The 20,626-nt window shown below is 61.6% G+C and carries 28 protein-coding genes; 27 read left to right on the top strand and 1 reads right to left on the bottom strand.

The window, feature by feature from the left end; translation table 11 throughout:
- Positions 1–143 precede the first annotated feature (143 nt).
- The 17 genes from O6P39_RS22745 (at position 144) to O6P39_RS22665 (ending at position 15,319) form a co-directional block, all read left to right on the top strand.
- Positions 144–749, top strand: a complete 606-nt coding sequence (locus O6P39_RS22745) for a hypothetical protein (RefSeq protein ID WP_275608666.1) — start codon at positions 144–146, stop codon at positions 747–749.
- Between the two features lie 240 nt (positions 750–989).
- Complete coding sequence (locus O6P39_RS22740) at positions 990–2,072, top strand: hypothetical protein (protein WP_275608665.1); 1,083 nt, start codon at positions 990–992, stop codon at positions 2,070–2,072.
- Position 2,073: 1 nt separating this feature from the next.
- Complete coding sequence (locus O6P39_RS22735) at positions 2,074–3,657, top strand: hypothetical protein (protein WP_275608664.1); 1,584 nt, start codon at positions 2,074–2,076, stop codon at positions 3,655–3,657.
- Between the two features lie 16 nt (positions 3,658–3,673).
- Positions 3,674–4,183, top strand: a complete 510-nt coding sequence (locus O6P39_RS22730; RefSeq protein WP_275608663.1) for a DUF6160 family protein — start codon at positions 3,674–3,676, stop codon at positions 4,181–4,183.
- A 97-nt stretch (positions 4,184–4,280) separates the two neighbouring features.
- Complete coding sequence (locus O6P39_RS22725; protein ID WP_275608662.1) at positions 4,281–5,111, top strand: energy transducer TonB; 831 nt, start codon at positions 4,281–4,283, stop codon at positions 5,109–5,111.
- Positions 5,108–5,560, top strand: a complete 453-nt coding sequence (rimI, locus tag O6P39_RS22720) for a ribosomal protein S18-alanine N-acetyltransferase (RefSeq protein WP_275608661.1) — start codon at positions 5,108–5,110, stop codon at positions 5,558–5,560. Before O6P39_RS22725 ends, rimI begins: the two co-directional genes overlap by 4 nt.
- Positions 5,561–5,876: 316 nt before the next feature.
- The gene (locus O6P39_RS22715) at positions 5,877–7,268 is read left to right on the top strand and encodes a flavin monoamine oxidase family protein (RefSeq protein WP_275608660.1); all 1,392 of its coding nucleotides are present in this window, start codon (positions 5,877–5,879) and stop codon (positions 7,266–7,268) included.
- The gene (locus O6P39_RS22710; RefSeq protein WP_275608659.1) at positions 7,243–8,487 is read left to right on the top strand and encodes a C69 family dipeptidase; all 1,245 of its coding nucleotides are present in this window, start codon (positions 7,243–7,245) and stop codon (positions 8,485–8,487) included. Before O6P39_RS22715 ends, O6P39_RS22710 begins: the two co-directional genes overlap by 26 nt.
- 63 nt (positions 8,488–8,550) lie before the next feature.
- On the top strand, positions 8,551–9,195 hold the full coding sequence (gene can, locus O6P39_RS22705) for a carbonate dehydratase (RefSeq protein WP_275608658.1): 645 nt from the start codon (positions 8,551–8,553) through the stop codon (positions 9,193–9,195).
- Positions 9,196–9,272: 77 nt separating this feature from the next.
- A complete protein-coding gene (locus O6P39_RS22700) occupies positions 9,273–10,271 on the top strand; it encodes an isocitrate/isopropylmalate dehydrogenase family protein (RefSeq protein WP_275608657.1) in 999 nt (332 codons plus the stop codon).
- A gap of 383 nt (positions 10,272–10,654) precedes the next feature.
- Positions 10,655–11,011 carry an SOS response-associated peptidase family protein gene (locus O6P39_RS22695; RefSeq protein WP_275612012.1) on the top strand — a complete coding sequence of 119 codons (357 nt, stop codon included), beginning with the start codon at positions 10,655–10,657 and terminating at the stop codon, positions 11,009–11,011.
- 273 nt (positions 11,012–11,284) lie between these two features.
- The gene (locus O6P39_RS22690) at positions 11,285–11,407 is read left to right on the top strand and encodes a hypothetical protein (RefSeq protein WP_275608656.1); all 123 of its coding nucleotides are present in this window, start codon (positions 11,285–11,287) and stop codon (positions 11,405–11,407) included.
- 179 nt (positions 11,408–11,586) lie between these two features.
- The gene (locus O6P39_RS22685; protein WP_275608655.1) at positions 11,587–11,835 is read left to right on the top strand and encodes a type II toxin-antitoxin system Phd/YefM family antitoxin; all 249 of its coding nucleotides are present in this window, start codon (positions 11,587–11,589) and stop codon (positions 11,833–11,835) included.
- The gene (locus tag O6P39_RS22680) at positions 11,825–12,136 is read left to right on the top strand and encodes a type II toxin-antitoxin system RelE/ParE family toxin (RefSeq protein WP_275608654.1); all 312 of its coding nucleotides are present in this window, start codon (positions 11,825–11,827) and stop codon (positions 12,134–12,136) included. The genes O6P39_RS22685 and O6P39_RS22680 overlap by 11 nt, the downstream gene beginning before the upstream one ends.
- 319 nt (positions 12,137–12,455) lie before the next feature.
- Entirely contained in the window at positions 12,456–13,313 is an 858-nt protein-coding gene (locus O6P39_RS22675) for a restriction endonuclease (protein ID WP_275608653.1), read from the top strand.
- Positions 13,314–13,457: 144 nt separating this feature from the next.
- On the top strand, positions 13,458–14,453 hold the full coding sequence (locus O6P39_RS22670; RefSeq protein ID WP_275608652.1) for a ParA family protein: 996 nt from the start codon (positions 13,458–13,460) through the stop codon (positions 14,451–14,453).
- A complete protein-coding gene (locus O6P39_RS22665) occupies positions 14,450–15,319 on the top strand; it encodes an SIR2 family protein (protein WP_275608651.1) in 870 nt (289 codons plus the stop codon). The genes O6P39_RS22670 and O6P39_RS22665 overlap by 4 nt, the downstream gene beginning before the upstream one ends.
- A gap of 43 nt (positions 15,320–15,362) precedes the next feature.
- Here the strand turns inward: O6P39_RS22665 and O6P39_RS22660 are convergent, their stop codons facing one another.
- Positions 15,363–15,695, bottom strand: a complete 333-nt coding sequence (locus tag O6P39_RS22660; RefSeq protein WP_275608650.1) for a hypothetical protein — start codon at positions 15,693–15,695, stop codon at positions 15,363–15,365.
- A 642-nt stretch (positions 15,696–16,337) separates the two neighbouring features.
- Here O6P39_RS22660 and O6P39_RS22655 point away from each other — a divergent pair.
- From O6P39_RS22655 to O6P39_RS22610, 10 genes are all read left to right on the top strand, one after another.
- Complete coding sequence (locus O6P39_RS22655) at positions 16,338–16,610, top strand: hypothetical protein (protein WP_045217776.1); 273 nt, start codon at positions 16,338–16,340, stop codon at positions 16,608–16,610.
- Complete coding sequence (locus O6P39_RS22650; protein WP_275608649.1) at positions 16,603–16,821, top strand: hypothetical protein; 219 nt, start codon at positions 16,603–16,605, stop codon at positions 16,819–16,821. Before O6P39_RS22655 ends, O6P39_RS22650 begins: the two co-directional genes overlap by 8 nt.
- A gap of 3 nt (positions 16,822–16,824) precedes the next feature.
- Entirely contained in the window at positions 16,825–17,160 is a 336-nt protein-coding gene (locus O6P39_RS22645; protein WP_275608648.1) for a DUF5447 family protein, read from the top strand.
- A 3-nt stretch (positions 17,161–17,163) separates the two neighbouring features.
- Positions 17,164–17,457, top strand: coding sequence for a hypothetical protein (locus tag O6P39_RS22640; RefSeq protein ID WP_275608647.1), 294 nt, complete (start codon positions 17,164–17,166; stop codon positions 17,455–17,457).
- 231 nt (positions 17,458–17,688) lie between these two features.
- The gene (locus O6P39_RS22635; protein WP_275608646.1) at positions 17,689–18,117 is read left to right on the top strand and encodes a DNA-binding protein; all 429 of its coding nucleotides are present in this window, start codon (positions 17,689–17,691) and stop codon (positions 18,115–18,117) included.
- A 14-nt stretch (positions 18,118–18,131) separates the two neighbouring features.
- Entirely contained in the window at positions 18,132–18,293 is a 162-nt protein-coding gene (locus O6P39_RS22630) for a hypothetical protein (protein ID WP_275608645.1), read from the top strand.
- On the top strand, positions 18,294–18,542 hold the full coding sequence (locus O6P39_RS22625) for a hypothetical protein (protein WP_275608644.1): 249 nt from the start codon (positions 18,294–18,296) through the stop codon (positions 18,540–18,542).
- Between the two features lie 12 nt (positions 18,543–18,554).
- Positions 18,555–18,806 carry a major capsid protein gene (locus O6P39_RS22620; RefSeq protein ID WP_275608643.1) on the top strand — a complete coding sequence of 84 codons (252 nt, stop codon included), beginning with the start codon at positions 18,555–18,557 and terminating at the stop codon, positions 18,804–18,806.
- Positions 18,807–19,015: 209 nt separating this feature from the next.
- Positions 19,016–20,263 (top strand): attachment protein, encoded by a 1,248-nt coding sequence (locus O6P39_RS22615; protein WP_275608642.1) that lies wholly within the window; start codon positions 19,016–19,018, stop codon positions 20,261–20,263.
- 3 nt (positions 20,264–20,266) lie between these two features.
- The gene (locus tag O6P39_RS22610) at positions 20,267–20,623 is read left to right on the top strand and encodes a DUF2523 family protein (protein WP_275608641.1); all 357 of its coding nucleotides are present in this window, start codon (positions 20,267–20,269) and stop codon (positions 20,621–20,623) included.
- The last annotated feature ends 3 nt before the right edge of the window (positions 20,624–20,626 follow it).

Genomic DNA, 20,626 nt, shown 5'->3' with positions numbered 1-20,626 from the left:
CCGACAGAGTGACGAAACGCGTCAGATTGCGACGAGCTCCATCGGCTCATGCGTGAAATGGATCACGGAATTTCGCCGCTAAATAGCTGAATTTTCTGGCATGTTTTCTGCCAGAGTCAGTCGACGAAGACTGATTTATCACCATGACCTACGACGCCGCACTTGCCAAAGCCCGGTGGGCCGAACTGGAGCGCCAGAACGACCTCGACTGGGATCTGGACGCCATCACCGACCGCAACGAAGCCATCGCTTTCCTGCAGCGCTTCGAGAACCGCCTGTGCATCTATTCGTCGTACGTCGAGAAGCTCTACAGCAACTACAGCTTCGTGATTCCGGAAAGCCAGGAAGGCGGCATCACCATCCTGCCGGACGAGCAGGCCTGGTTCGACACCTTCCATGACATTCCCGCCGACGCGGTCGAGCCCACCGGTATCCACATACTGCCCGGCGAGACCATGGGCTACAGCGGCCTGTACCTGAAGATTCCCGGCGAGCACCGCCTGGTGGCGTCCCGCGAGCTGCCATTCCAGGACGGGCTGAAGGTGCTGATCAACCGCTACCGGATGCGCGAGGACTCCTTCCTGCCGGTGCTGGTCAAGGGCGACCTGCGCGAATACGAGGCGCGCATGCCCTCGCTGCACCTGCACCGCCTGAACATCGCCAAGCTGCAGAGCCATTCACGCCTGAACCTGGACTCCATCAAGGGCGCCATCGCCGAGCACCTGATCGGCCTGTTCCGCCAGCGCTGATCCGGTATCTGTAACGCGGGTGTGACGATGGGTAACAACTCCTGCCAACCCCTCGCTCCGCCCGTGCAGGTTTTTCACTTCCGAAGGCACATTTTCTCGACTATGGGTCGGGCCGCCTTGGCGGCCGAATTCCTATAGTGGCATCACGGGGTCGAGCCTCCGGTCGCTGCCAAGGACCGGCCGTGCGCCGGTTGCGCGTCCCCTTCCAATAACAACAGCTCCCCATCAGAGGAGAGTGCCATGCGTCAGTCCTCCGGTCCGCTCATGCGTGCCCTTGCCTTGCTCTGCGGGGGCCTGCTGGCCTGTTCCGCCCAGGCGCGCATGCAATCGATGGATGACGACGAGCTGTCGGCGATCTCGGGGCAGGGCGCGATGCTCACCGTCGATGCCTCCACCTACCAGAACTACCAGTACACCCGGCTCAACTTCGGCGCCGACATCAGCCTGCTGACCAACATCGACCAGCTCAGCCTGGGCAACTACACCCGCACCGGCGCCACCACCGTGTCCAACCAGCCGGCCGACATCCTGATCAACAACTTCGCCCTCGGCCGGGTGGACAATGCCAACTCGCCCGATGCCAAGGTGGTGCCGTTCCAGATCCAGGATCCGTACGTCGAGTTCGCCTTCCAGACCAACAACGGCGTGCGCCAACTGGTGGGCGCACGGGTCGGCTTCGGCAAGGCGCAGGGCGACCTGTCCGGCGATATCCTGTCGATCACCGGCAACCTGCAGGGCCAGATCTACGGCCCGGCGTCCATCGCCTACGACTACTACACCCGCAACGGCTGCCCGAACCTGATCAACTGCCTGGCGCTGGCCGTGGCTGGGGATACGCCGGTCTACGCCGACGTGGTGCTGCTCAAGGCCGGCACCGGCGAGGCCACTATCAATGGCCAGCCGATCAACCGCGCCACCCAGATCGGCATCGCCAAGGGTGACTCGTTACACTCCGACTCGGGCGGTCTGGTCGCCGCACTGATCCCGACCCTGTCGACCACCAACAACTGCCAGGCGCTGGGCCTGACCACCTGCTTCGACCTGACCAACTACAAGACCATCTACATCGGCAAGCCGGGCTCCACCGATATCAACACCGGCGCCCAGGGCATCTTCTTCTCCCTGCAGAACCAGAACGTGCCCTGGCAGGACCTGGCCAATGCCGGCAAGTTCGTGAACACCCAGTCCGGCGCCTTCGCCAACTTCCCGAAGGTGGGCAATGGCGCGGATGCGGTCTATCCGATCCTGATCAACCTCTACGATGCCCTGCGCGGCCTGCCTCGCCAGTCGACCTGCATGGGCTCCCAGGCGGCGGGGTGCTGACATGAGCGCACGTGCCACACTCATCGCCTGCCTGTTCGGCTGGCTGCTCTGCCTGCCGGCCCAGGCCATGAAGGCCCTGGACGATGACCAGCTGGGAGAAGTCAGCGGCGCGGGCCTGGGCTTCTTCATCGACGGCTTCAGCTACGACCAGGCCAGCGCCTCGGCGAAGATCACCGGGGTGAAGAACAGCGCCAACCAGGATGTCCAGGTGGACATCACCGGTGCCTACATCAAGGGCGCCGGCAGCCAGCGTGGCACGCTCGACACCAAGGCGTACATGGGCACGCCCATGCATCCCTTCACCTTCGGCCCGATCAAGTACAAGGTTGGCGCCAACATCCCGGTCGGGCAGCAGGCGCTGCAGTTGATGACGCCGACCTGGACCGACCCGATCAACGACACGCACAAGTTCGGCCTCTGGTCTTACTACCAGGGCTGCCTGTTCGGCGAGGCCGGTTGCACCGACCCCACCAAGGCGACCAGCAAGATCAATAGCGAGCTCAGCGCGCTGACCACCCAGCGCAACACCCTGCTGAGCACCTATTCCAATGACATGGTCACGTTGAAGTCGGGCATCGATGCTGACATGGTCGTGGTCAACCAGCGCGAGGCCCAGGTGGATGCCGCACAGATCGTGGTGAAGAACAACTACAGCACCATGCAGAGCACATACGCCGTAGCTCCCGCGCGGGTCTGCGACAACGTGCTGGGCATCGCCTGTACCAGCAAGCCGGAGTTCGGTGCCAAGTACGACTGCTCCTTTATCGCCGGTTGCAGTACCAACACCGGGGTGAAGGCCTACAACGACTCGGTGGACGGCTACAACACCAGTACCTCCAACCTGAGCACCGCGCAGCAGAACCTCAGTGCCTCCTGGAACGTCACCCGCAATGGCGTCACCCTCAGCCAGCGCGCCAGCGATTACGACAAGTTCGTTCAGCTCTGCGGGGCGCAAAGCAGCGGCGCCACCACCTGCGTGGGCGGCACCATCACCCGCACGGGAAACAACATCGCCACGGTGAAACTGGTGGCCGACGCCATGCCCGGTTCCGCCGGCACCCGTATCCAGGGCCTGGACATCGGCATCAAGACCCGCTTCACCCTGCCCAGCGTCGCCTACAACAGCGACGGCAGCCGCGGCGCCACCACACAGCGGCAGGACTACTTCAGCATCGCCCTGGAAAACTTCACCCTCAACGGCTCCTACCTCAACCTGTGGGGCGACTCGGCCGGCCTGAAGGCCTCCATGAGCCTGCAGATGTACGCCGACAAGCTGATCATCAGTGGCTGCGAGGTCTGCTCGGACAGCGACCGCGTGGTGGCCAAGAACGTCTACTTCGACCTCAACCTGGGCGACGCCAACTACCAGCCGGCGACCCTCACCGTCGCCAGCAACGGCGACCTGGTCCTCAACGCCCCGGGCGTCACCTGGGCCAACCACACCGCCTTCTACCAGAACGTGCAGAAGAGCAATATCAGCATCGGGAACCTGAACATCGGCGGTACCGACCTTGGTTCCCAGGCTGTACGGGGCATGCGGATCGACTACCTGAACGTGCGTACCGTCAACCTGCCGCGCCAATGACATGAGGAGCATCGCCGTGAACCGCCTGCCCCGTCGATTCCTGAGTGCCTTGCTGCTGCTCGCCGCCGCTGGCGCCCACGCCGAGATGCGCAACCTGGACGACAGCGAGATGTCCGACGTCAGCGGCCAGGACGGCGTCAGCCTGAGCGTCAACTTCAACCTCGCCCCGGTGGCCAGCGACACCCGCTGCACCGGTGGTTGCGGTGCGCGCCTGGCGATCCAGCCGCTCAACAGCACCGGTTTCATCGTGCTGGACAACATCAAGGGCGCCTTCAGCTTCGATGGCATGAGCCTGGACATAGTGACCATCAACAGCGGCTTCAACGGCGACGGCGCGCTGTTCAACCGCCAGGCCATGAAGATCGGCCTGACCAATGCCAGCGCCACCAACCTGCAGTTCACCCTCGGCGGCGCCAACCAGGGCAAGGTCGCCGCCAGCGGCCTGCAGCAGACCAACCTGCTCACCTACCAGGCCACCGGCGCGATCAAGCTGACCGGTAACGTGTATGTGTTCGGCACCCAGTAACCGCTGACCGGCCTTTCCCCTCGGCGCGTTTCACGCGACAATCCCGCCTCGATGTGCCGGCCTGCTCGTGCAGGCTTCACTTACAGGTAACCGCCCCTTGATCGAAGAAGCCCGCCGCCGCGCCTACCTCGGCGCCATGCAGGTCGCCACCTGGCTGCCGCGCGTGGCGTTGCCGTTCGCCGCACCGTCGCGCCCGGAACTGCTGGAAACGCCCGCGCCAATCGTCGTCGAGAAAGCGCCGCTGGCGCCCATCGCCGAAGTCGCGCGCGAAGCCGCCCCGGTTGCAGCCGCTCCTGCTGCCGCGCCCGTGGGTGAGCCCGGCTCGATCGCCGCCCGCCTGATGCCCAAGCCTGCGTCGCCAGTCAAGGCGACGGCCCCTGTGAGCGCTGAAGAACCGGCTCCGGCGGAAGCCGAACCCGTGGTCCGCGCCCCGGTCGCGCCGCCGCCACGCTTCGCCCTGCAATTGCTGCGCGCCGGCGAGTGTGCCCTGCTGGTGGAACTGCCTACCGGCGAGCCCCTGGCCAGCCGTGACCCGGCCTACCTGTTGCTGAAGGACCTGCTGCGCGCCGCCGGCCTGCCGGAGAGCCCGCAACTGCTGGGTGAGCCGGTGCGCTGGCCGCTGTTCGCCGGCGGCAACATGGACCAGGGGCCGCAGGCCGCCCGCGAGTTCGTCCAGGGCTTCGTCGCCGCCCGCCTGGAAGACGGTGCACCCTGCCGCTTGCTGTGGCTGGTCGGCATGCCCGCCGTGCGCTACGCCGGCGAAGCGGACGAAGAGTCCCTGCTGCGCGAGCTGCAAGTCGAAGGCCTGGGTGTCGCCTGGGCCCTGCCGGGCCTCGAACGCCTGGCCGAAGAACCCTCTTTGAAAGCCGACCTGTGGCGCGCCATGCGCCGGGTTCGGCAACGCTGGATGAGTCAGACCACCGCATGAGCGATGCCGTTTCCTTCCGCCCGATGACCGAGGCGGACCTCGATGCCGTTCTCAAGATCGAATACGCCGCCTTCAGCCATCCCTGGACGCGCGGCATCTTCACCGATGCCCTGAACAGCTATGAATGCTGGGTGATGTTCGAAGGCACCCAGCAGGTCGGCCACGGCGTGATCCAGCTGATCCTCGACGAGGCGCACCTGCTCAACATCACCGTCAAGCCGGAGAACCAGGGCCGCGGCCTGGGCCTGACCCTGCTGGAGCACTTGATGAAGCGCGCCCACGAACGGGGCGCGGTGGAATGCTTCCTCGAAGTGCGCGAGTCCAACCAGCCGGCCTACCGCCTGTACGAGCGCTACGGCTTCAACGAAGTCGGCCGGCGCCGTGGCTACTACCCGGCGGTCGGTGGTCGCGAAGATGCCCTGGTGATGGCCTGCACCCTGGTCGAGTGAGCCGGGCCATCCCGTAGGGCGTACAACCGCGAACAGTTGTACGCCCTACGAATGCACAGACAATTGCTCCTACGAGAGCTGTTCCTGCCCGCGGCGAGATACACCCCGTAGGAGCGGGCCATGCCCGCGTTCGCGCGCATGGCTGTGCTGCTACAGGTCAGCTCCTGCGTAGGAGCTGACTCCGTCCGCGATACCTCCATCCCTCACCTCGACTCCCCCACAAAAACCGGGAAATTTCCTGCCCGACGGGTTTTTCCGACGACCATTCCTGACTTACCCTTAGGACCAATAACAACAAGAACATAAGGTCGCAAACATGAATCGCAGCGATGTGATCGTGGTGGGCGCCGGTATCTCGGGGCTGACCGCGGCCTGGCGTCTGGCATCGGCCGGACTACGGGTGAAAGTGCTGGAGGCCAACAAGCGCGTCGGAGGACGAACCCTCAACCATCGCTTCGCCAGCGGCGAAGTGGTCGAGGTGGGCGGCCAGTGGGTCGGCGCGACCCAGGACCGCATCCTTTCCCTGCTCGCCGAGCTGAATCTTTCAACCTTTCCGCAATGGAGCCAGGGCGACAACCTCACCCTGTTCGGCGGCCGTCTCAAACCCTATCGCGGCACCATTCCCAAGTTTCCTCCCCACGTCCTGCTGGATGTGATGCAGGCCCACGTGCGCCTGGATCGCATGGCACGGGAAGTCCCCCTGAGCGACCCCAGCCTGCACCCCAAGGCCAGCCAGTGGGACAGCCTGACCTTCGCCGAGTGGCTGCGCCGCAACCTGCGCACCTCCACCGGGCGCAAGGTCTTCGAGCTGATGAGCGGCGCCGTGTTCGCCGCCAGCCCCCATGACCTGTCGTTCCTCCACGTCCTCTTCTATATCCGCAGCGGCACCAACCTCGACACCCTGCTCGGCGTCGAAGGCGGCGCCCAGCAGGAGCGTATCCTCGGTGGCTCCCAGAGTATCTGCCAGACTCTTGCCGAGCGCCTGGGTGACGCGGTGCTCACCGGCGAGCCGATCCGCGCCGTACGGCAGAACGACCGTGGCGTCGAACTGGTCAGCGACCGTGGCGTGCACCACGCCTCGCGGGTGATCTTCGCCATCCCTCCGACACAACTGCTGCGCATCACCCAGGAACCCCTGCTGCCCAGCTGGCGCGATCAGCTCCTGCAACGCCTGCCGCAAGGCGCGGTGATCAAGTGCATGGCGCTCTACGACAAACCCTTCTGGCGCGACCGGGGCTTCTCCGGCCAGGCCACCAGCGAGGTCGGTCCGGTGCGCCTGACCTTCGACAACAGTGTCCCCGACTCGCCGCGTGGCGTGCTGCTCGGCTTCATCGAAGGCGACGAGGCGCGGCAATGGAACGCGCGGCCGGCAGGCGACCGTCGTGGCCAGGTGCTCGACTGCTTCGCCCGTTACTTCGGCGAGGCGGCGCTCAAGCCGGTGGATTACGTGGACAAATCCTGGGCCGAGGAACCCTTCGCCCGTGGCTGCTATGCCGCGTTATTCCCACCGGGACTGTGGACCAGCGGCGCCGCGCGGCTGCGCGAGCCCTACGGTCGACTGCACTTTGCCGGCACCGAAACGGCGACGCGCTGGATGGGCTATTTCGACGGGGCCGTGGAGGCCGGGGAACGCGCGGCGAGCGAAGTGCTTGGCGCGAGAGACGATCACGGGGAGGAGGATTATGTGCGACACCTTGGTATTGCGTAGCGACGGAGCCACCTGGTTCGCCAAGAACAGCGACCGCGAGCCCGCCGAACCGCAACGCCTGATCCGCCTGCCGGCCGTGCACGGCGACCGCGCGGCGACGGTGCGCACCACCTACCTGGAAATTCCCCAGACCGCCGAGCGCCATGCCGTCATCCTCAGCCAGCCGGCCTGGCTGTGGGGCGCCGAGATGGGCGTCAACGAACGCGGCGTGGCCATCGGCAACGAAGCCGTATTCACCCGCCTGACCCTGCGCGAAGGTGAGGCGCTGCTGGGCATGGACCTCCTGCGCCTGGCCCTGGAACGCGCGTCGACCGCCCGCGAGGCGCTGGCCGTCATCACCGAATTGCTGGAGCGCCACGGCCAGGGCGGACCGGCCGGCTACCGCAACAAGCGTATGCGCTACGACAACAGCTACCTCATCGCCGACCCGCAGGAGGCCTGGGTGCTGGAAACCGCCGGCCGGCTGTGGGCTGCGAAAAAGGTCGAGCGCTGGGCCATCTCCAACGCTCTGACCCTCGGCCACGACTACGACCTCGCCAGCGCCAATCTGGAGGACCATGCGTGCCGTCTGGGTTGCTGGAACGGTCGTGGCGATTTCCACTTCGCCCGCGCCTTCGACGGCCGCGTGCTGCCCTGGATCGCCGGGGCGCGGCAGCGGCGGCAGCTCAACCAGGAATTCCTCGCCCACTGTCCGGCCAAGGTCGACTGGCTGGCGCTGGTGGTCGCCCTGCGCAGCCACGGCCACCGCGGGCATAGGCTCTCGCGCCACGACAACCGCCAGGTCTGTCTGCACGCCGGCAGCTTCTGGCGGCCCTCGCAGACCACCGCCAGCCTGATCGCCCGGCTCGACGGCGGCTCGCCGCGCATGGCCGCCACCGGCACCTCGGCACCGTGCCTGTCGATGTTCCAGCCGCTGGGCTTCGAGCCCGGAGCCGGCACGGGCCTGCTCAGCCGCGAGGAGGCGGCGGTGGAAGAATCCCTCTGGTGGCGCTTCGAAACCGTGCACCAGCGCGCCCTGGCCGATCCCGGCTTCGCCGACGCCCTGCGCGCCGGCCACGGCTGGCTGGAAACCGAGTTGCTGGCCGCGTTGGACAGGCGCACGCTGGATTGGCCGCGCCTGGCCGCCGAAGCCCAGGCCTGGCACGACGCCTGGCACCAGCTGGCGCAGCAGGAGACCCTCCGCCCGCCGCGCTGGTGGCGACTGAACGCGGCCCGCTGAAAGCGCCTTGTCAGGCGCGCCCATGCTGCGTAAGGTGCGGCAGCCAACGATGAGGAGCCGACCATGAGCGATCTGCAGGAACTGTTCGACAACAACGAACGCTGGGCCGAAGCGATCAAGCGGGAAGACCCGGACTTCTTCGCCAAGCTGGCCCGGCAGCAGACCCCCGAATACCTGTGGATCGGCTGCTCCGACGCCCGCGTGCCGGCCAACGAGATCGTCGGCATGCTGCCCGGCGACCTGTTCGTCCACCGCAACGTCGCCAACGTCGTGCTGCACACCGACCTCAACTGTCTGTCGGTCATCCAGTACGCCGTCGACGTGCTCAAGGTGAAGCACATCCTGGTCACCGGCCACTACGGCTGCGGCGGCGTGCGCGCCGCCCTGCAGGACCGCCAGTTTGGCCTGATCGACGGCTGGCTGCGCACCATCCGCGACCTCGCCTACGAATTCCGCGATCATCTCGGCCAGTTCGAAAAGGAAGACGAGCGCGTCGACCGCCTCTGCGAGCTCAACGTCATCCAGCAGGTAGCCAACGTCAGCCACACCAGCATCGTCCAGAACGCCTGGCACCGTGGCCAGCCGCTCTCCGTGCACGGCTGCATCTACGGCATCAACGACGGTCGCTGGAAGAACCTCAACGTCACCGTCAGCGGCCTCGACCAACTGCCGCCGCAATACCGCCTGCGCCCGCTCGGGCAACTCTGAGCCGACCGTCCGCCCGCGCCCCTCAGCGAGGAGCGAGGGCGGATCATGAAAGGACAGACGGCGAGCGGAGGTCAGCGATGCATCGGTTGTGCGTGATACCCGGCGACGGCATCGGCCGCGAAGTGGTGCCGGTGGCGGTCCAGGTACTGCAGCGGCTGCTGCCCAACCTGCGCGTAGAAGAAGCCGAAGCCGGCTGGGGCTGCTTCGAACGGCGCGGTGTTTCGGTGCCCGACACCACCTTGGCGCGCCTGCGCGCCTGTGGCGCAGGCCTGTTCGGTGCCGTCTCCTCTCCCAGCCACCGCGTCGAAGGCTACCGCAGCGCCATCCTCACTCTGCGCCAGGAGCTGGTGCTCAGCCTCAACCTGCGCCCGGTGCGTACTCGCCCGCACGTCTCACACCACGCCGGCGTCGACCTGCTGATCCTGCGCGAGAACAGCCAAGGCCTCTACAGCGGCCGCGAACACTGGGAATCCGAAGGCGTGGCCATCGCCGAACGGGTCATCACCCGCGCTGCCTGCGACCGCCTGGCCGCCGACGCCTCGCGCATCGCCCGCCAGCGTGGCGCCCGACGCATCACCCTGGTCCACAAGGCCAACGTCCTCCCGCTCACCTGCGGCCTGTTCCGCGACACCTGCCGCGACCGCCTGGTGGAAGACGGCTGGAGCGACGTACTCGACGAACGCCTGGTCGACGTCGCCGCCCTGCAACTGGTGGAACGCCCCGAAGCCTTCGACCTGATCGTCACCACCAACCTCTTCGGCGACATCCTCTCTGACCTCGCCAGCCACTGGGGCGGCGGCCTCGGCATGGCCCCGTCGCTCAACCTCGGCGACGGCATCGCCCTCGCCGAACCCGTCCACGGCAGCGCCCCCGACATCGCCGGCACCGGCCGCGCCAACCCCCTCGCCGCCATCCTCAGCGCCGGCATGTTGCTGCGTCACCACTGGCAACTGCCCGAACTGGCCGAGCGCATCGATGCGGCGGTGGATGGCTTCCTGCGGGAGGAGGGGAGTGTGGACTTCGGTGGAGATAGCACCAAGGTGATCGGGCAGGGCGTATTGCAGCGCCTGAACTGATTGACCGACCTCGCTGGTCGCCATGATGTCCGCCGGCCACCGCACGGAACTACGCTGAAAGCACCACCTTCCCCAAGGTGCCCGGCATGTGCGGACGCTACGTCAGCCCCCGAAGAGGCCGCCATCGAACGCTACTGACACATCGGCGCCCGCCCGCCGCCGCTCTGGTTGGAAGCCTGCTACAACGTTGCCCCGGCCATGACCGTGTCCATCCTGCGCCAGGACGAAGGCGGCCAACTCGAACTGCTGCCCGCCCGCTGGGGCCTGATCCCAAACTGGTGGAGGAGTCCACCCGTCGCGCTACGCCTTCATCGCCCGCAGCGAGGAAGCCGCCTGCAAGCCTCTCTGGCGCCACGCCCTACGCAACACCCGCTGCCTGATGCCTGCACGAATGGAACGAGAAGGAGAACGTACGCAACCCCGCCGGCCGCCAGGTCCACCAGCCGTACTTCATCCACAGCCCCGCCAATCCCATCATCGTCTTCGCCGGCTTCTGGTCCCTGTGGATAAACCCCAACGGCGAGCCCGTCCTCTCCTGCGCCCTGCTGACCAGATCCGCCGCAGCGAGCCTCGAGCACATCCACCACCGCATGCCCGTGGTGCTGGCGCCGGAGAACTTTGGGGAAGTGCTCTCCACGGCCACACGCGGAGAAGCGCAGGATGACCTGATTCACCATGCACGGGAGGACTTTGCGGGGCACCGGGTGTCGTTGCGGGTATCCGTGAATTCTTCGGCGTGATGGCTGCGCAGGGTGCTTCGGGTGGGTTTGTCGTGGCGTCTGGGAGTTATATGGATGACGCCAAGGAGTTCGCGAAAGGGCGGAATATCCAGCTAGTGGATGGGGGCTCACGCGACGGTGGATTGCGGGAAATATCAGTGCGGAGAAGCAGGGACGTCTCCGAGGTAACTCTGAAGGTGACCCCGCATCACCAGCGGCACCTTCCTGTCCAATTTGTAATGCTGGGATGGTGAGGAGAATTGCGAAGCGCGGATCTAATGCAGGCGGTGATTTTTGCCGGACTCGATCACTCGCAAGGAAACCCGCTACAGCCTGCCCGCCCTGGGGCAGGAGCTGGCCGGCACGGAAGCGGTGGCTCGGGAGTTCATCGAGCTGCGCTGGCGGTGGGGACTCTAGGACGGCTTAGCAAGTTAGCTTAGAGTGCCTTTGGAGGTTATTGAAAGGCACTTTTAAGAGTGCTATTTTTTCTTGGCCAAATCGTAGAGCCGACGCTTTTTTACAACGAGCCGACTCGGTCGCTTTTCGGTGATTTCCATTTGATGAGACGCACTTGATGCGGCAGGAGTTCTTTACCCATGGCACATTCCGTTCTAGCGGATGTTGCAGCTTCTATCACTGAGCTGAAGAAGGACCCCATGGGGACCATCGAGGCCGGGCGTGGCAAGACTGTGGTGATCTTGAATCGGAACGCTCCGGCGTTCTACGCAGTGCCTCCGGATGTCTATGAGCGGATGCTGGAAGCTCTGGACGATGCCCACCTGGCCCGGCTCGTGAAGGAGCGCAGTGACGAACCTTCTCGGGAAATTTCATTGGATGAACTCTGAGCCTGCAAACGGACCCTCGCAGTACAAGCTTAGAATCAAGGACAGTGCAGAACGGGAATGGCGGAAACTGCCTGAGCCAATCCGCGCCGCCTTCAAGAAGAAGCTGGCAGAGCGCCTTGCCAACCCACGGGTGGAGAAGGACAAACTCACCGGCATGAAGGACTGCTACAAGATCAAGCTGAAGGACGTCGGCTACCGGCTCGTCTATCGAGTGGATGATGGCGAGCTGATCATCGAGGTGATTGCTGCAGGAAAGCGGGAGCGCGGAGAGGCTTACGCTGCGGCGAGGAAACGGCTCTGATCTGGGTGCCGAAGCAGGGTGTTTCCTGCAGGCAAAAGAAAAGGGGTTTAGCTTTCGCTAAACCCCTTTCGAGATATGGTGGCTACACCGGGACTTGAACCTGGGACATCAGCATTATGAATCGCATGAGAGTTACCCCGCGCTACCCCGAAGCCTTGTAAATCGGGCCTTTCAAAGGCGACAAAACCTCACTTCAACAGGCTGTTTCTGACAATTGGCCTTATGTAGTCACCCTAAAGTCTTTACGGGTACTAGCGCCTCGCGCTAGCTTCCGCGTATGGCCTCTGGCCATGAATGGACGCGTGTTTAGGAGACTGGGATGGCTCGTCGCCGCAGAGCCTCGCTCATCGAGGACCTCATAGAGATCGCCAGCCGCTTGCCCTGGTGGGTAAGCCTGCTCATTGCCGTGGGCAGTTGGCTCATTCTTCACCCTATTGCGGATAAGTCGCCGGACACCCTGAAGGGCGCGCATCAGCTGGGGCCGTTCATGGTTGGCCAGATATTCCGAACTTTTGCCTTTTTCGGCCAGTTCGTGCTGCCTGCGGTATTCGTAATCGGCGCCATCGGCTCTGTGCTTGCCAGGGCCGAACGTAGGCGGTTGCGCGCAAACGTGGCGAATGCGAGAGAGTCTGGGCAAACCATTGAAGGCATCAGCTGGCGCGAGTTTGAGCAGCTGGTGGGCGAGACCTTCCGCTGCAAGGGCTTCACCGTTATCGAAAAGGGCGGCAACGGGCCGGATGGCGGCGTCGACCTCGTATTGCACCTGGGAACGGACAAGTATCTGGTTCAGTGCAAACAGTGGAAAGCCATCAACGTTGGCGTCACGGTAATCCGCGAGTTCTTCGGTGTGATGGCTGCAGAAGGGGCTGCGGGAGGCTTTGTTGTCACTTCGGGCAGATACACCGCAGAAGCCAAGGCATTTGCTGAAGGGCGCAATATCCAGTTGGTCGACGGAGTGCTACTCAAACGTTGGATTTCCAACCGATCTACAGCGACACCTGCTGCTCCAGAGAGCAGTAATACCGACAAAGCAACTGAACTGCCCTCAGTGCCCCTTTGCCCTGTGTGTAATGAGCACATGGTTATCAGGACAGCTAAACGCGGCTCTAATATAGGTTCTGAGTTTTGGGGGTGTACTAAGTTTCCTGTTTGTCGGGGTGTTAGAAAGCTGATGTAGTCAGCAAAAATAAATCTGTCCCCTTTTCTGCTTGCATGCCGGGGGTAAAGAGAATTTAGTGGATGAATATATAATTGATTCGCTCCTGCGGTATTGCGGTATTGCGGTATTGATTAAGATTAGGTGAATTTCCTAGGGGGTAACGTGGTTAGTATTGGCTTTTTTAATAACAAGGGTGGCGTGGGTAAAACGACACTTTTGTGTAATCTGGCTGCTTCACTTTCAATTATGCATGGCAAAAAGGTTCTGGTCGTAGACGCTGATCCACAATGTAATGCTTCTGCTTACTTGCTTAGTGAGGAACAGCTGGAGAATATTTTTTTAGATGATCAATATTATAGTATTGATGCATTCTACGAGCCGATTCGGAAAGGAAGGGGATATCCTAGTGAGCTTCCAAATATTGTAAGGAGTGAAAGGTTTGGCGTTGATTTGATAGTTGGTGATCCTAAGCTGTCCATCCGTGAGGATCTTTTGGCCACTGACTGGGCAGCCACTAAGAATGGCGACCCACGAGGATTCCAAACTACCTATGCAATTAGGGAACTGCTCAGTAGGTTGGGTTCATATGATTTAGTGCTTGTTGATATGGGGCCATCATTAGGTGCTCTAAATCGTTCCATTCTTTTGGCTGTTAATTATTTTGTTATGCCTCTATCGGTCGATATATTTAGCATGATGGCCGTTGAGAATATAATTAAGTCTTTTGTGAGTTGGAAAGAGTCGCTGGAAGGGGCGATCCAAGAACATATTAAGAATGAAAAGGGGCAGCAGTTTGACATTGCTGGGGTTCCAGTTTCTTGGAATCTTGGATTCGCTGGGTACGTAATGCAACAATATCGAGCGAAGAGTAAAGGCGGGGTTCGGCAGCCTGTAGCGGCATTTGAGAAAATTATCACGAAGCAACGGGATGAATTGATCGAGCTTTGTGAGTTCTTTGGAGAGAAATCAGAAAGCTTGAATTTAGGTGAAATTCCGAGTTTGAGCAGTGTCGTTCCTCTATCGCAGCATGCTCATGCACCGATTTTTGAGCTTGCATCCAAGGATGGCGTTGTGGGTTCTCAATATACTAGGGTTTCTGAGGCGGCAGAGTTCTTCCACCGCATTGCAAAAAACTTGGCTGAGCGAGTAGGAAAATGATTGATTGGCCTACTGGGTTGGTTGAGGCAATTGCAAGAAGAAGATGTGTTGTCATGATTGGTGCCGGTGTCTCAAAGAATTCCGAAAATGCTCAGGGGAAAAGGCCTGCTGCATGGGAGGAGTTTTTGAGGAGCTGCCTCCAGCATATCGCCGGGACGGAGTATGTCGAGGAGTTGCTTGAGAGAAAGGATTATCTTACGGCTTGTGAGATCATAAAAAGCAAAATCGGTCGAGACGCTTTCATTGACATGGTGCAGGCGGAGTATCAGCGGTCTGGGTATCAACCCGCGCCAATTCATAAATCTATTTATGAATTGGATGTTTCTATAGTTGCAAGCCCGAATTTTGATTCTATCTATGACTCGTATGCGTTGGGTGTTTCGGCTGGGACTTTGGTTGTTAAAACTCATGTAAGTGAAGATATTGCGAACTATCTTCATGGCGGGAATACTCGCCTTCTATTGAAGACGCATGGTTCTGCGAATGATCCTCAGTCAATTATTTTTACTAGGAAGGATTACGCTGAGGCGAGGACAAAGTATGTTTTATTCTACGAAATTCTAAAGTCTCTGGCGCTAACTCATACATTCTTTTTTATTGGGTGTGGGATGGACGATCCTGATATAAGAATGTTGTTCGAGGATATTCAATTTGCCCATGGGCGAATGCCCTTTCATTATATGACCCTTCCCCAGGGGGAGGCTCATCAAGACCTACTGGCAATTGCCTCGGAGACAATGAGGATTAAGTTTATCCAGTACTCGCCGGAAAGTGGGCATCAGGAGTTGACTGATTCGCTGGCAGAGCTCGTGGAGCGAACAGATGAGTATCGAGGTGCTAATTTAAGTCTGTCGCAAAAGTGGTGATTTGATATCTTCTAAATTGTGGGTGGTTTCCGCCCACAACTATTTACCAATTTCTTTCTCTTAAACCTTCAGTGCACTCCCTTACGTCATCGTCGATGAGATTCCCCGATTTTATACATTCCTTCATGGGCTTTCGCACGCCTCGGTTAGCTTCCCTTTCGCGCTGAGCTTGCATCTTGAGGTTATTCCTTGCTCCTTCTGCCATTGGGCCTTTCCCGTTGGCCAGATTTTGCATGATGCTTTTCTGAACGTAATTCGCGGGGACTTCGATAATGGGTTTCATCGCCTCGGCGGCTTCGGCGAGGGCGGTTTTCTCTTCGGCGAATGCGAGGGAGGAGCTGCTTAGGAGGGCGAGGCTAGCCAGTATGGTCTTCATCTGATTCACGTCCTTGTAGTGAAAGATCAACTAAGCCCGGCAGATGGGGGCTTAGCCAGACCATATGCTCAGGGCATCTAGCGTCAATCGGAAAATACTGAAATGTGGAATGCAGTACCTATTCCCTGGTCATGCCTTTTACCGTCTAACTAGCCGTAGGAGGCTAGGGCTGTGTTTCTGCTTCATTCCTTCCTGGCGGATTTCTCTCGGGCAAACCAGCGCCTAGCAACCGTCTGAGTAATCTCTATCCCGCGTCTTGTCCGGCCAAGTTTCGATCAGCTTCGTCGTAAGCAGGGCTAATTTCTCCATTGGCTGGATCCACTCTGCCTGTGCGTAGCCATAGGGAGTACTGGGGGTAGTGCTCCGCAATGAGATCAAGCTCATTCGTACGGAGGTTTGCCCTCTTGTCGTAGCGGATGGTTTTGCACCGCTCTTCCTTTATGCCTGTGGCAAGGCCCACCTCTCGGTGCCCTATCTTAGACATAAATATACGGACCCTATCCTGCGTTGATTCCATATTGATCTAAAAAGTCAGTGTTGAATTATTCCACTCTTCGCGGGGAGTGGTAATATTCCACTTGTCTTGTGGAAATATTCCACCTTCACGGAATGTGTAGGTAGCCGCGATTATAGGGGGTTCACATGGAAGAGTCTGGAATAGTGGGGTTCACCGTTACAGGTGCGATGGAGAAGGTCACGGACTTCCGTACCGCTCCATTCTGCTCCCAGGCGGTATTCGCTCAGATGCTGGGCCTGGAGGACATCACCGAAGACGTGGTGCGCGGCTGGGTCGAAACCAAGACCGTTCCGACAGCCAAGATTGGCCGCCGCCGCGTCATCAACCTCCACAAAATCCGCCGCGACCTCGACCGGGGCAAGTCGATCTTCTGCCAAGGGGATTACGACGATGAGTAATCGCTACCTGGTTGAGATGTGCACCTTCCACGGCCCGACTCACCAGCGCCGTTGGCACCGTGTTCATCAAGGCGCTTCCCGCGCGGAATGCCAGCAGTGGGTTGATGAAGCCGTCTCCTGCTTCCCCTCCGACGCCGAAGCCCCTCGCTCCTGGAGCCTGACCCGCGAACGCGCCCTGCAGGGCTACCGAGTGCGCGGGGTGAGGGCATGAGTCATGAACCTACTCCGCGCGTATCAGGGCAAGCCGCATGCGCCGGACTGCGACTGCTCTGTCTGCTGGTCCCGTCGCGAACTGGCGAAACCCGCAGTCTCCCGGTCCACACCCTGCACCGAGTGCCGCCCTACGCGAGTCTTCACGGTCGTTACCACGATGGCGCTGGTCGCGGGAGTGTGGCGCTCGATCCACTCGACGTACCGGGTGGAACGGGGCTTTACCTGCGACAAACACACGCCCGCGCGCCGTCCGCCGCAGTACTGGCACGTTGTGTACGACAGCGGCAGGCCAACGCCCTTCGTGCCCATTCACGAATCGTTCGAGTGGGAGGGCTGAACCATGTTTGATGACGCTTTCAGTTCGCTGCTTTTCTTCTTTGGGCCCTTGGGCGTCGCGCTGATGTTCGCGACGGCGGTTGTCGCTCCCCCCAAGAAGACCGAAGAGGCCGAGCTGGCATTCCCAGATCCAGACGGCAGCCTCCGCACGATCACCGTGCTACTTCTCGCACTGGCTATCGCCTGCGCCAAGACCTCCCCGGTCAGGGGCCGCCGCACCGGCTTGTCCGAACACGCTCCATCGTTCGGTCAAACGGAGCGCCGGGCGAAGCGCACCCTTGACCGCGCTCCCCCCTGAATAGCCTTAGCTCGGGAGAGTGGGGCAGCTCCACCGCCCCGCGCTCCTGAGCCCTCGGCGGCGAGAGCGGGATGGTAAGGGCAGCGCCCTTACGACGTTGATCTTCGCTCTCCCGGCCACTCACCACCCGTAAACCCAAGGCACCACCACACCCGCTGAAAGACGGCCACCAACGCGCCCAATTTGCAGCAGCGGACCAACTCATGCCCGAAAAAGGCAAAGGAGCTTCACATGAACATGTTTGCGACCACTGGCGGCGTAGTTGAACTGTGGGTCACCAAGACCGACACCTACACCTCCACCAAGACCGGCGAAATCTACGCCAGCGTCCAGGCCATTTCCCCGATCCCCGAAGGCGCTCGTGGCAACGCCAAGGGCTTCGAGATCAGCGAATACAGCATCGAACCGACCCTGCTCGACGGCATCGTCTTCGCCGGCGCTCCGGTGCTGTGCAAGTTCGCCAGCGTCGTCCGCCCCACCCAGGACCGTTTCGGCCGCACCACCAATACCCAGTTCCTCACCGAGCTGCTGAGCGTGGGCAAAGAAGCCGCCGCGCCGACTCGTCAGCCCTCCGTGCAGCAGCCCGCCCAGCGTCCGGCACCGCAACCCACCAGCGAGAAGCCCGCCGCTGAGAAGCCCGGCGAGCAGCCGAAGAACTGACGGGAGCAGGGCGCATGAATGTGGACGGCTACCTCTTCTGTGATCGCTGCGGCGAGGCCATCGGCCACCTGTGGAACGAGCCGGTAGTCGCTCCCGCTCTGTTGCCCGAACCCACCTCCCACATCTGCCCGGACTGCCTGGAGCTGACCGAGCTGACTGACGTGGAGGACGAGTGAATGGGCGTGGTTGCCGTACAGGTTTGCACCAGCTGGGCGTCCACGGCGGACGGCCTGATGCAGTGCCAGCACCTGCAATGGCAACAGGCCTACCTGATACCGCCTGAGGCCGCTGGAGCCGTAGAAATCCTGGTCAACGGCGGGTTCTCCCTGGAAGCCTTCAGCATCGGTGTTGCGGGTGTCCTGGGAGCCTTCGTGACGGGCCTGCTGACTAGCTGGGTCGCGTCACTTCTCCGTAAAGCCAAGTAGAGAGGAAACACCATGAAAGCCATGAAACAACACATCGCCAAGTTCAACCCGCTCCGCTCCTTCCGCAACCTGTGCATCGCCGGCACCGTCACCGCCGTGAGCTCCTTCCCGGCCTGGGCGGGCAGCGTCATCGACACCTCGGCGGTGGAAAGCGCCATCACCGACGGCAAGTCCGACATGTCCAACATCGGCGGCTACATCGTCGGTGCTCTGGTCATCCTCGCAGTCGCAGGCCTGATCTACAGCATGTTGCGCAAGGCGTAACCGGTGCTGTGGTCGGTGTGGTTGGGGGCGTTCTTCGCCGGCGCCTTCATCACCGGGTACCGATGCGGCGAATTCTTCTGACGCGCTGACTGAACAGCGGAAGCCCCCACGGTGCGCCGTTGGGGGCTTTTTTCTGCCTGGAGTTCACCATGGCAAGGAAATGGTTATTCGCAGTTGTGGTATGAGCCTGTGTGGGGCAGGCCTGGGGGGTGGAGTACTACTGGAAGAATACGGACTATTCGACTCACTGGAAGACTGCGTTAGAAGCCTGCTGGAGTGGCACGCCCGGCAACAAAAAAGGCGTGTACATGTACGCCTTTCAGATAACTCGGGATGGCAAGACCGTAAAGGGGAGCTGCAAGTTTAATAGGGCCTCAGATGATGAGTTTGCAGGCACTTACACCTTTTTCCTGTACGGCGATTCCTGCCCGGTGGGCAAGCTCTGGAATGAGGAAACCTTCAGCTGCATTTGCCCTCCAGGGCAGGAGGAAGGTGCTGATGGTGCCTGTGCTGCGGCACCGTCGTGTGATGTCGGTCAGGAGCTGCTGACGCGGGGCTCCGACTCTCCCGTAGCGACCGTTTCCGGTCGTACTTATGTGCTTAGCAGCCCCCCTTCCGCCGTGTGTAGCGCTGGCTGTCAGTACATCTCTGCGTCCAGCAAGGCCGCGAGCTGTTATCTGGTAAGTGGCTCCTCCGACACGGGCTTCTGCAATTACTCGATGACCAGCGACGGCGAGCGCTGCAGCGGCGTAGAACCCTCGCCGGCTGACGTGGGCGATCCACTCAATCCCGAAGAACCACCGGAATCCCCAACCCAACCGTCAGACCCCGATGACCCCGGCTGCCCGGTGGGACAAGCATGGTCGGGCACTGATTGCACGCAAGAGCCCTCCAGTGGCGAGGCCGGGGGCGAAAGTGGTGACGGAGGCGACGACGATCCTGCGGATGAGCCGTGCGACCGGGATGGCACTTGCTGGGAGGAAGGTGACAGCGGTGGCTCGGGCAGCGGCTCAGGCAGCGGTTCCGGGAGTGGTTCCGGCAGCGGCGATGACGGTGGAAGTGACGGCATTGGTGACGGCGACGGAGACGACGACGGCGAGGGCGAATGCGACCCCAGCCAAGGCTACGTCTGCGGCGGCGGCAAAGGCCCCGAATCCAGCCTGAATGCCCCCGAGGCCGGCAGCTGGGACAAGGCCAACGAAGAGTGGGACCAGCGTCTTGAGGACGCCAAGAAAGAACTCAAGGACAAGGTGAAGGCCAACGTTGACCAGATGAAAGGCGCCTTCAACCTCCAGCTCTCGGGAGGCGCCGGCAAGCTGCCGTGCGACTCCATCACCGTCTGGGGCAAGTCCTACCGCTTCTGTGTCGCCGACTACGGCGACCAGCTCGCCAACCTCCGACTCGCGCTGCTGCTGATGGCTGCCGTCATCGCCGCGCTCATTGTTCTGAAGGAGTGAATCATGGAATGGCTCTCCGGCTTCTTCGACCAGATCATCAGCTTCTTCCAGTGGATCTGGAATTTCTTCGCCCAGGGCATCTACGACTTCGTCAAGGATGGCTTGGTCGTCGCCACCAAGGCCGCGATGGTCGGCGCGCTACAGACCTTCATCCTGCTGATCGACGTCAGCTACACCGTGGCCAGCGACCTGATCGACAGCCTCGGCGTCGGCGCCCTGGTGCAGTCGATGTACTCCGCGCTACCGGCCCCCGTCGTCTCCGCGCTCGCCTTCTTCGGTGTGCCCCAGGCCCTCAACATCATCTTCGTCGCCGCCGTGACGCGCTTCTGCATGCGCTTCGTGCCGTTCATTGGGAGGTGAGTC

This window comes from Pseudomonas sp. PSE14, from assembly GCF_029203285.1.
Classification (GTDB): Bacteria; Pseudomonadota; Gammaproteobacteria; order Pseudomonadales; family Pseudomonadaceae; genus Pseudomonas.
Note: the sequence above shows the minus strand (reverse complement) of the source record. Positions and strands in the feature narration are given on the sequence as shown.

Excerpts from the sequence above, each read along its gene's own strand:
- O6P39_RS22685 (WP_275608655.1), top strand. The coding sequence starts at position 11,587 with ATGGCACATTCCGTTCTAGCGGATGTTGCAGCTTCTATCACTGAGCTG.
- O6P39_RS22700 (WP_275608657.1), top strand. The coding sequence starts at position 9,273 with ATGCATCGGTTGTGCGTGATACCCGGCGACGGCATCGGCCGCGAAGTG.
- O6P39_RS22660 (WP_275608650.1), bottom strand. The coding sequence starts at position 15,695 with ATGAAGACCATACTGGCTAGCCTCGCCCTCCTAAGCAGCTCCTCCCTC.
- can (WP_275608658.1), top strand. The coding sequence starts at position 8,551 with ATGAGCGATCTGCAGGAACTGTTCGACAACAACGAACGCTGGGCCGAA.
- O6P39_RS22745 (WP_275608666.1), top strand. The coding sequence starts at position 144 with ATGACCTACGACGCCGCACTTGCCAAAGCCCGGTGGGCCGAACTGGAG.
- O6P39_RS22680 (WP_275608654.1), top strand. The coding sequence starts at position 11,825 with ATGAACTCTGAGCCTGCAAACGGACCCTCGCAGTACAAGCTTAGAATC.
- O6P39_RS22675 (WP_275608653.1), top strand. The coding sequence starts at position 12,456 with ATGGCTCGTCGCCGCAGAGCCTCGCTCATCGAGGACCTCATAGAGATC.
- O6P39_RS22645 (WP_275608648.1), top strand. The coding sequence starts at position 16,825 with ATGAACCTACTCCGCGCGTATCAGGGCAAGCCGCATGCGCCGGACTGC.
- O6P39_RS22635 (WP_275608646.1), top strand. The coding sequence starts at position 17,689 with ATGAACATGTTTGCGACCACTGGCGGCGTAGTTGAACTGTGGGTCACC.
- O6P39_RS22735 (WP_275608664.1), top strand. The coding sequence starts at position 2,074 with ATGAGCGCACGTGCCACACTCATCGCCTGCCTGTTCGGCTGGCTGCTC.
- O6P39_RS22630 (WP_275608645.1), top strand. The coding sequence starts at position 18,132 with ATGAATGTGGACGGCTACCTCTTCTGTGATCGCTGCGGCGAGGCCATC.
- O6P39_RS22620 (WP_275608643.1), top strand. The coding sequence starts at position 18,555 with ATGAAAGCCATGAAACAACACATCGCCAAGTTCAACCCGCTCCGCTCC.
- O6P39_RS22650 (WP_275608649.1), top strand. The coding sequence starts at position 16,603 with ATGAGTAATCGCTACCTGGTTGAGATGTGCACCTTCCACGGCCCGACT.
- O6P39_RS22610 (WP_275608641.1), top strand. The coding sequence starts at position 20,267 with ATGGAATGGCTCTCCGGCTTCTTCGACCAGATCATCAGCTTCTTCCAG.
- O6P39_RS22715 (WP_275608660.1), top strand. The coding sequence starts at position 5,877 with ATGAATCGCAGCGATGTGATCGTGGTGGGCGCCGGTATCTCGGGGCTG.
- O6P39_RS22665 (WP_275608651.1), top strand. The coding sequence starts at position 14,450 with ATGATTGATTGGCCTACTGGGTTGGTTGAGGCAATTGCAAGAAGAAGA.
- O6P39_RS22655 (WP_045217776.1), top strand. The coding sequence starts at position 16,338 with ATGGAAGAGTCTGGAATAGTGGGGTTCACCGTTACAGGTGCGATGGAG.
- O6P39_RS22710 (WP_275608659.1), top strand. The coding sequence starts at position 7,243 with ATGTGCGACACCTTGGTATTGCGTAGCGACGGAGCCACCTGGTTCGCC.
- rimI (WP_275608661.1), top strand. The coding sequence starts at position 5,108 with ATGAGCGATGCCGTTTCCTTCCGCCCGATGACCGAGGCGGACCTCGAT.
- O6P39_RS22625 (WP_275608644.1), top strand. The coding sequence starts at position 18,294 with ATGGGCGTGGTTGCCGTACAGGTTTGCACCAGCTGGGCGTCCACGGCG.
- O6P39_RS22640 (WP_275608647.1), top strand. The coding sequence starts at position 17,164 with ATGTTTGATGACGCTTTCAGTTCGCTGCTTTTCTTCTTTGGGCCCTTG.
- O6P39_RS22740 (WP_275608665.1), top strand. The coding sequence starts at position 990 with ATGCGTCAGTCCTCCGGTCCGCTCATGCGTGCCCTTGCCTTGCTCTGC.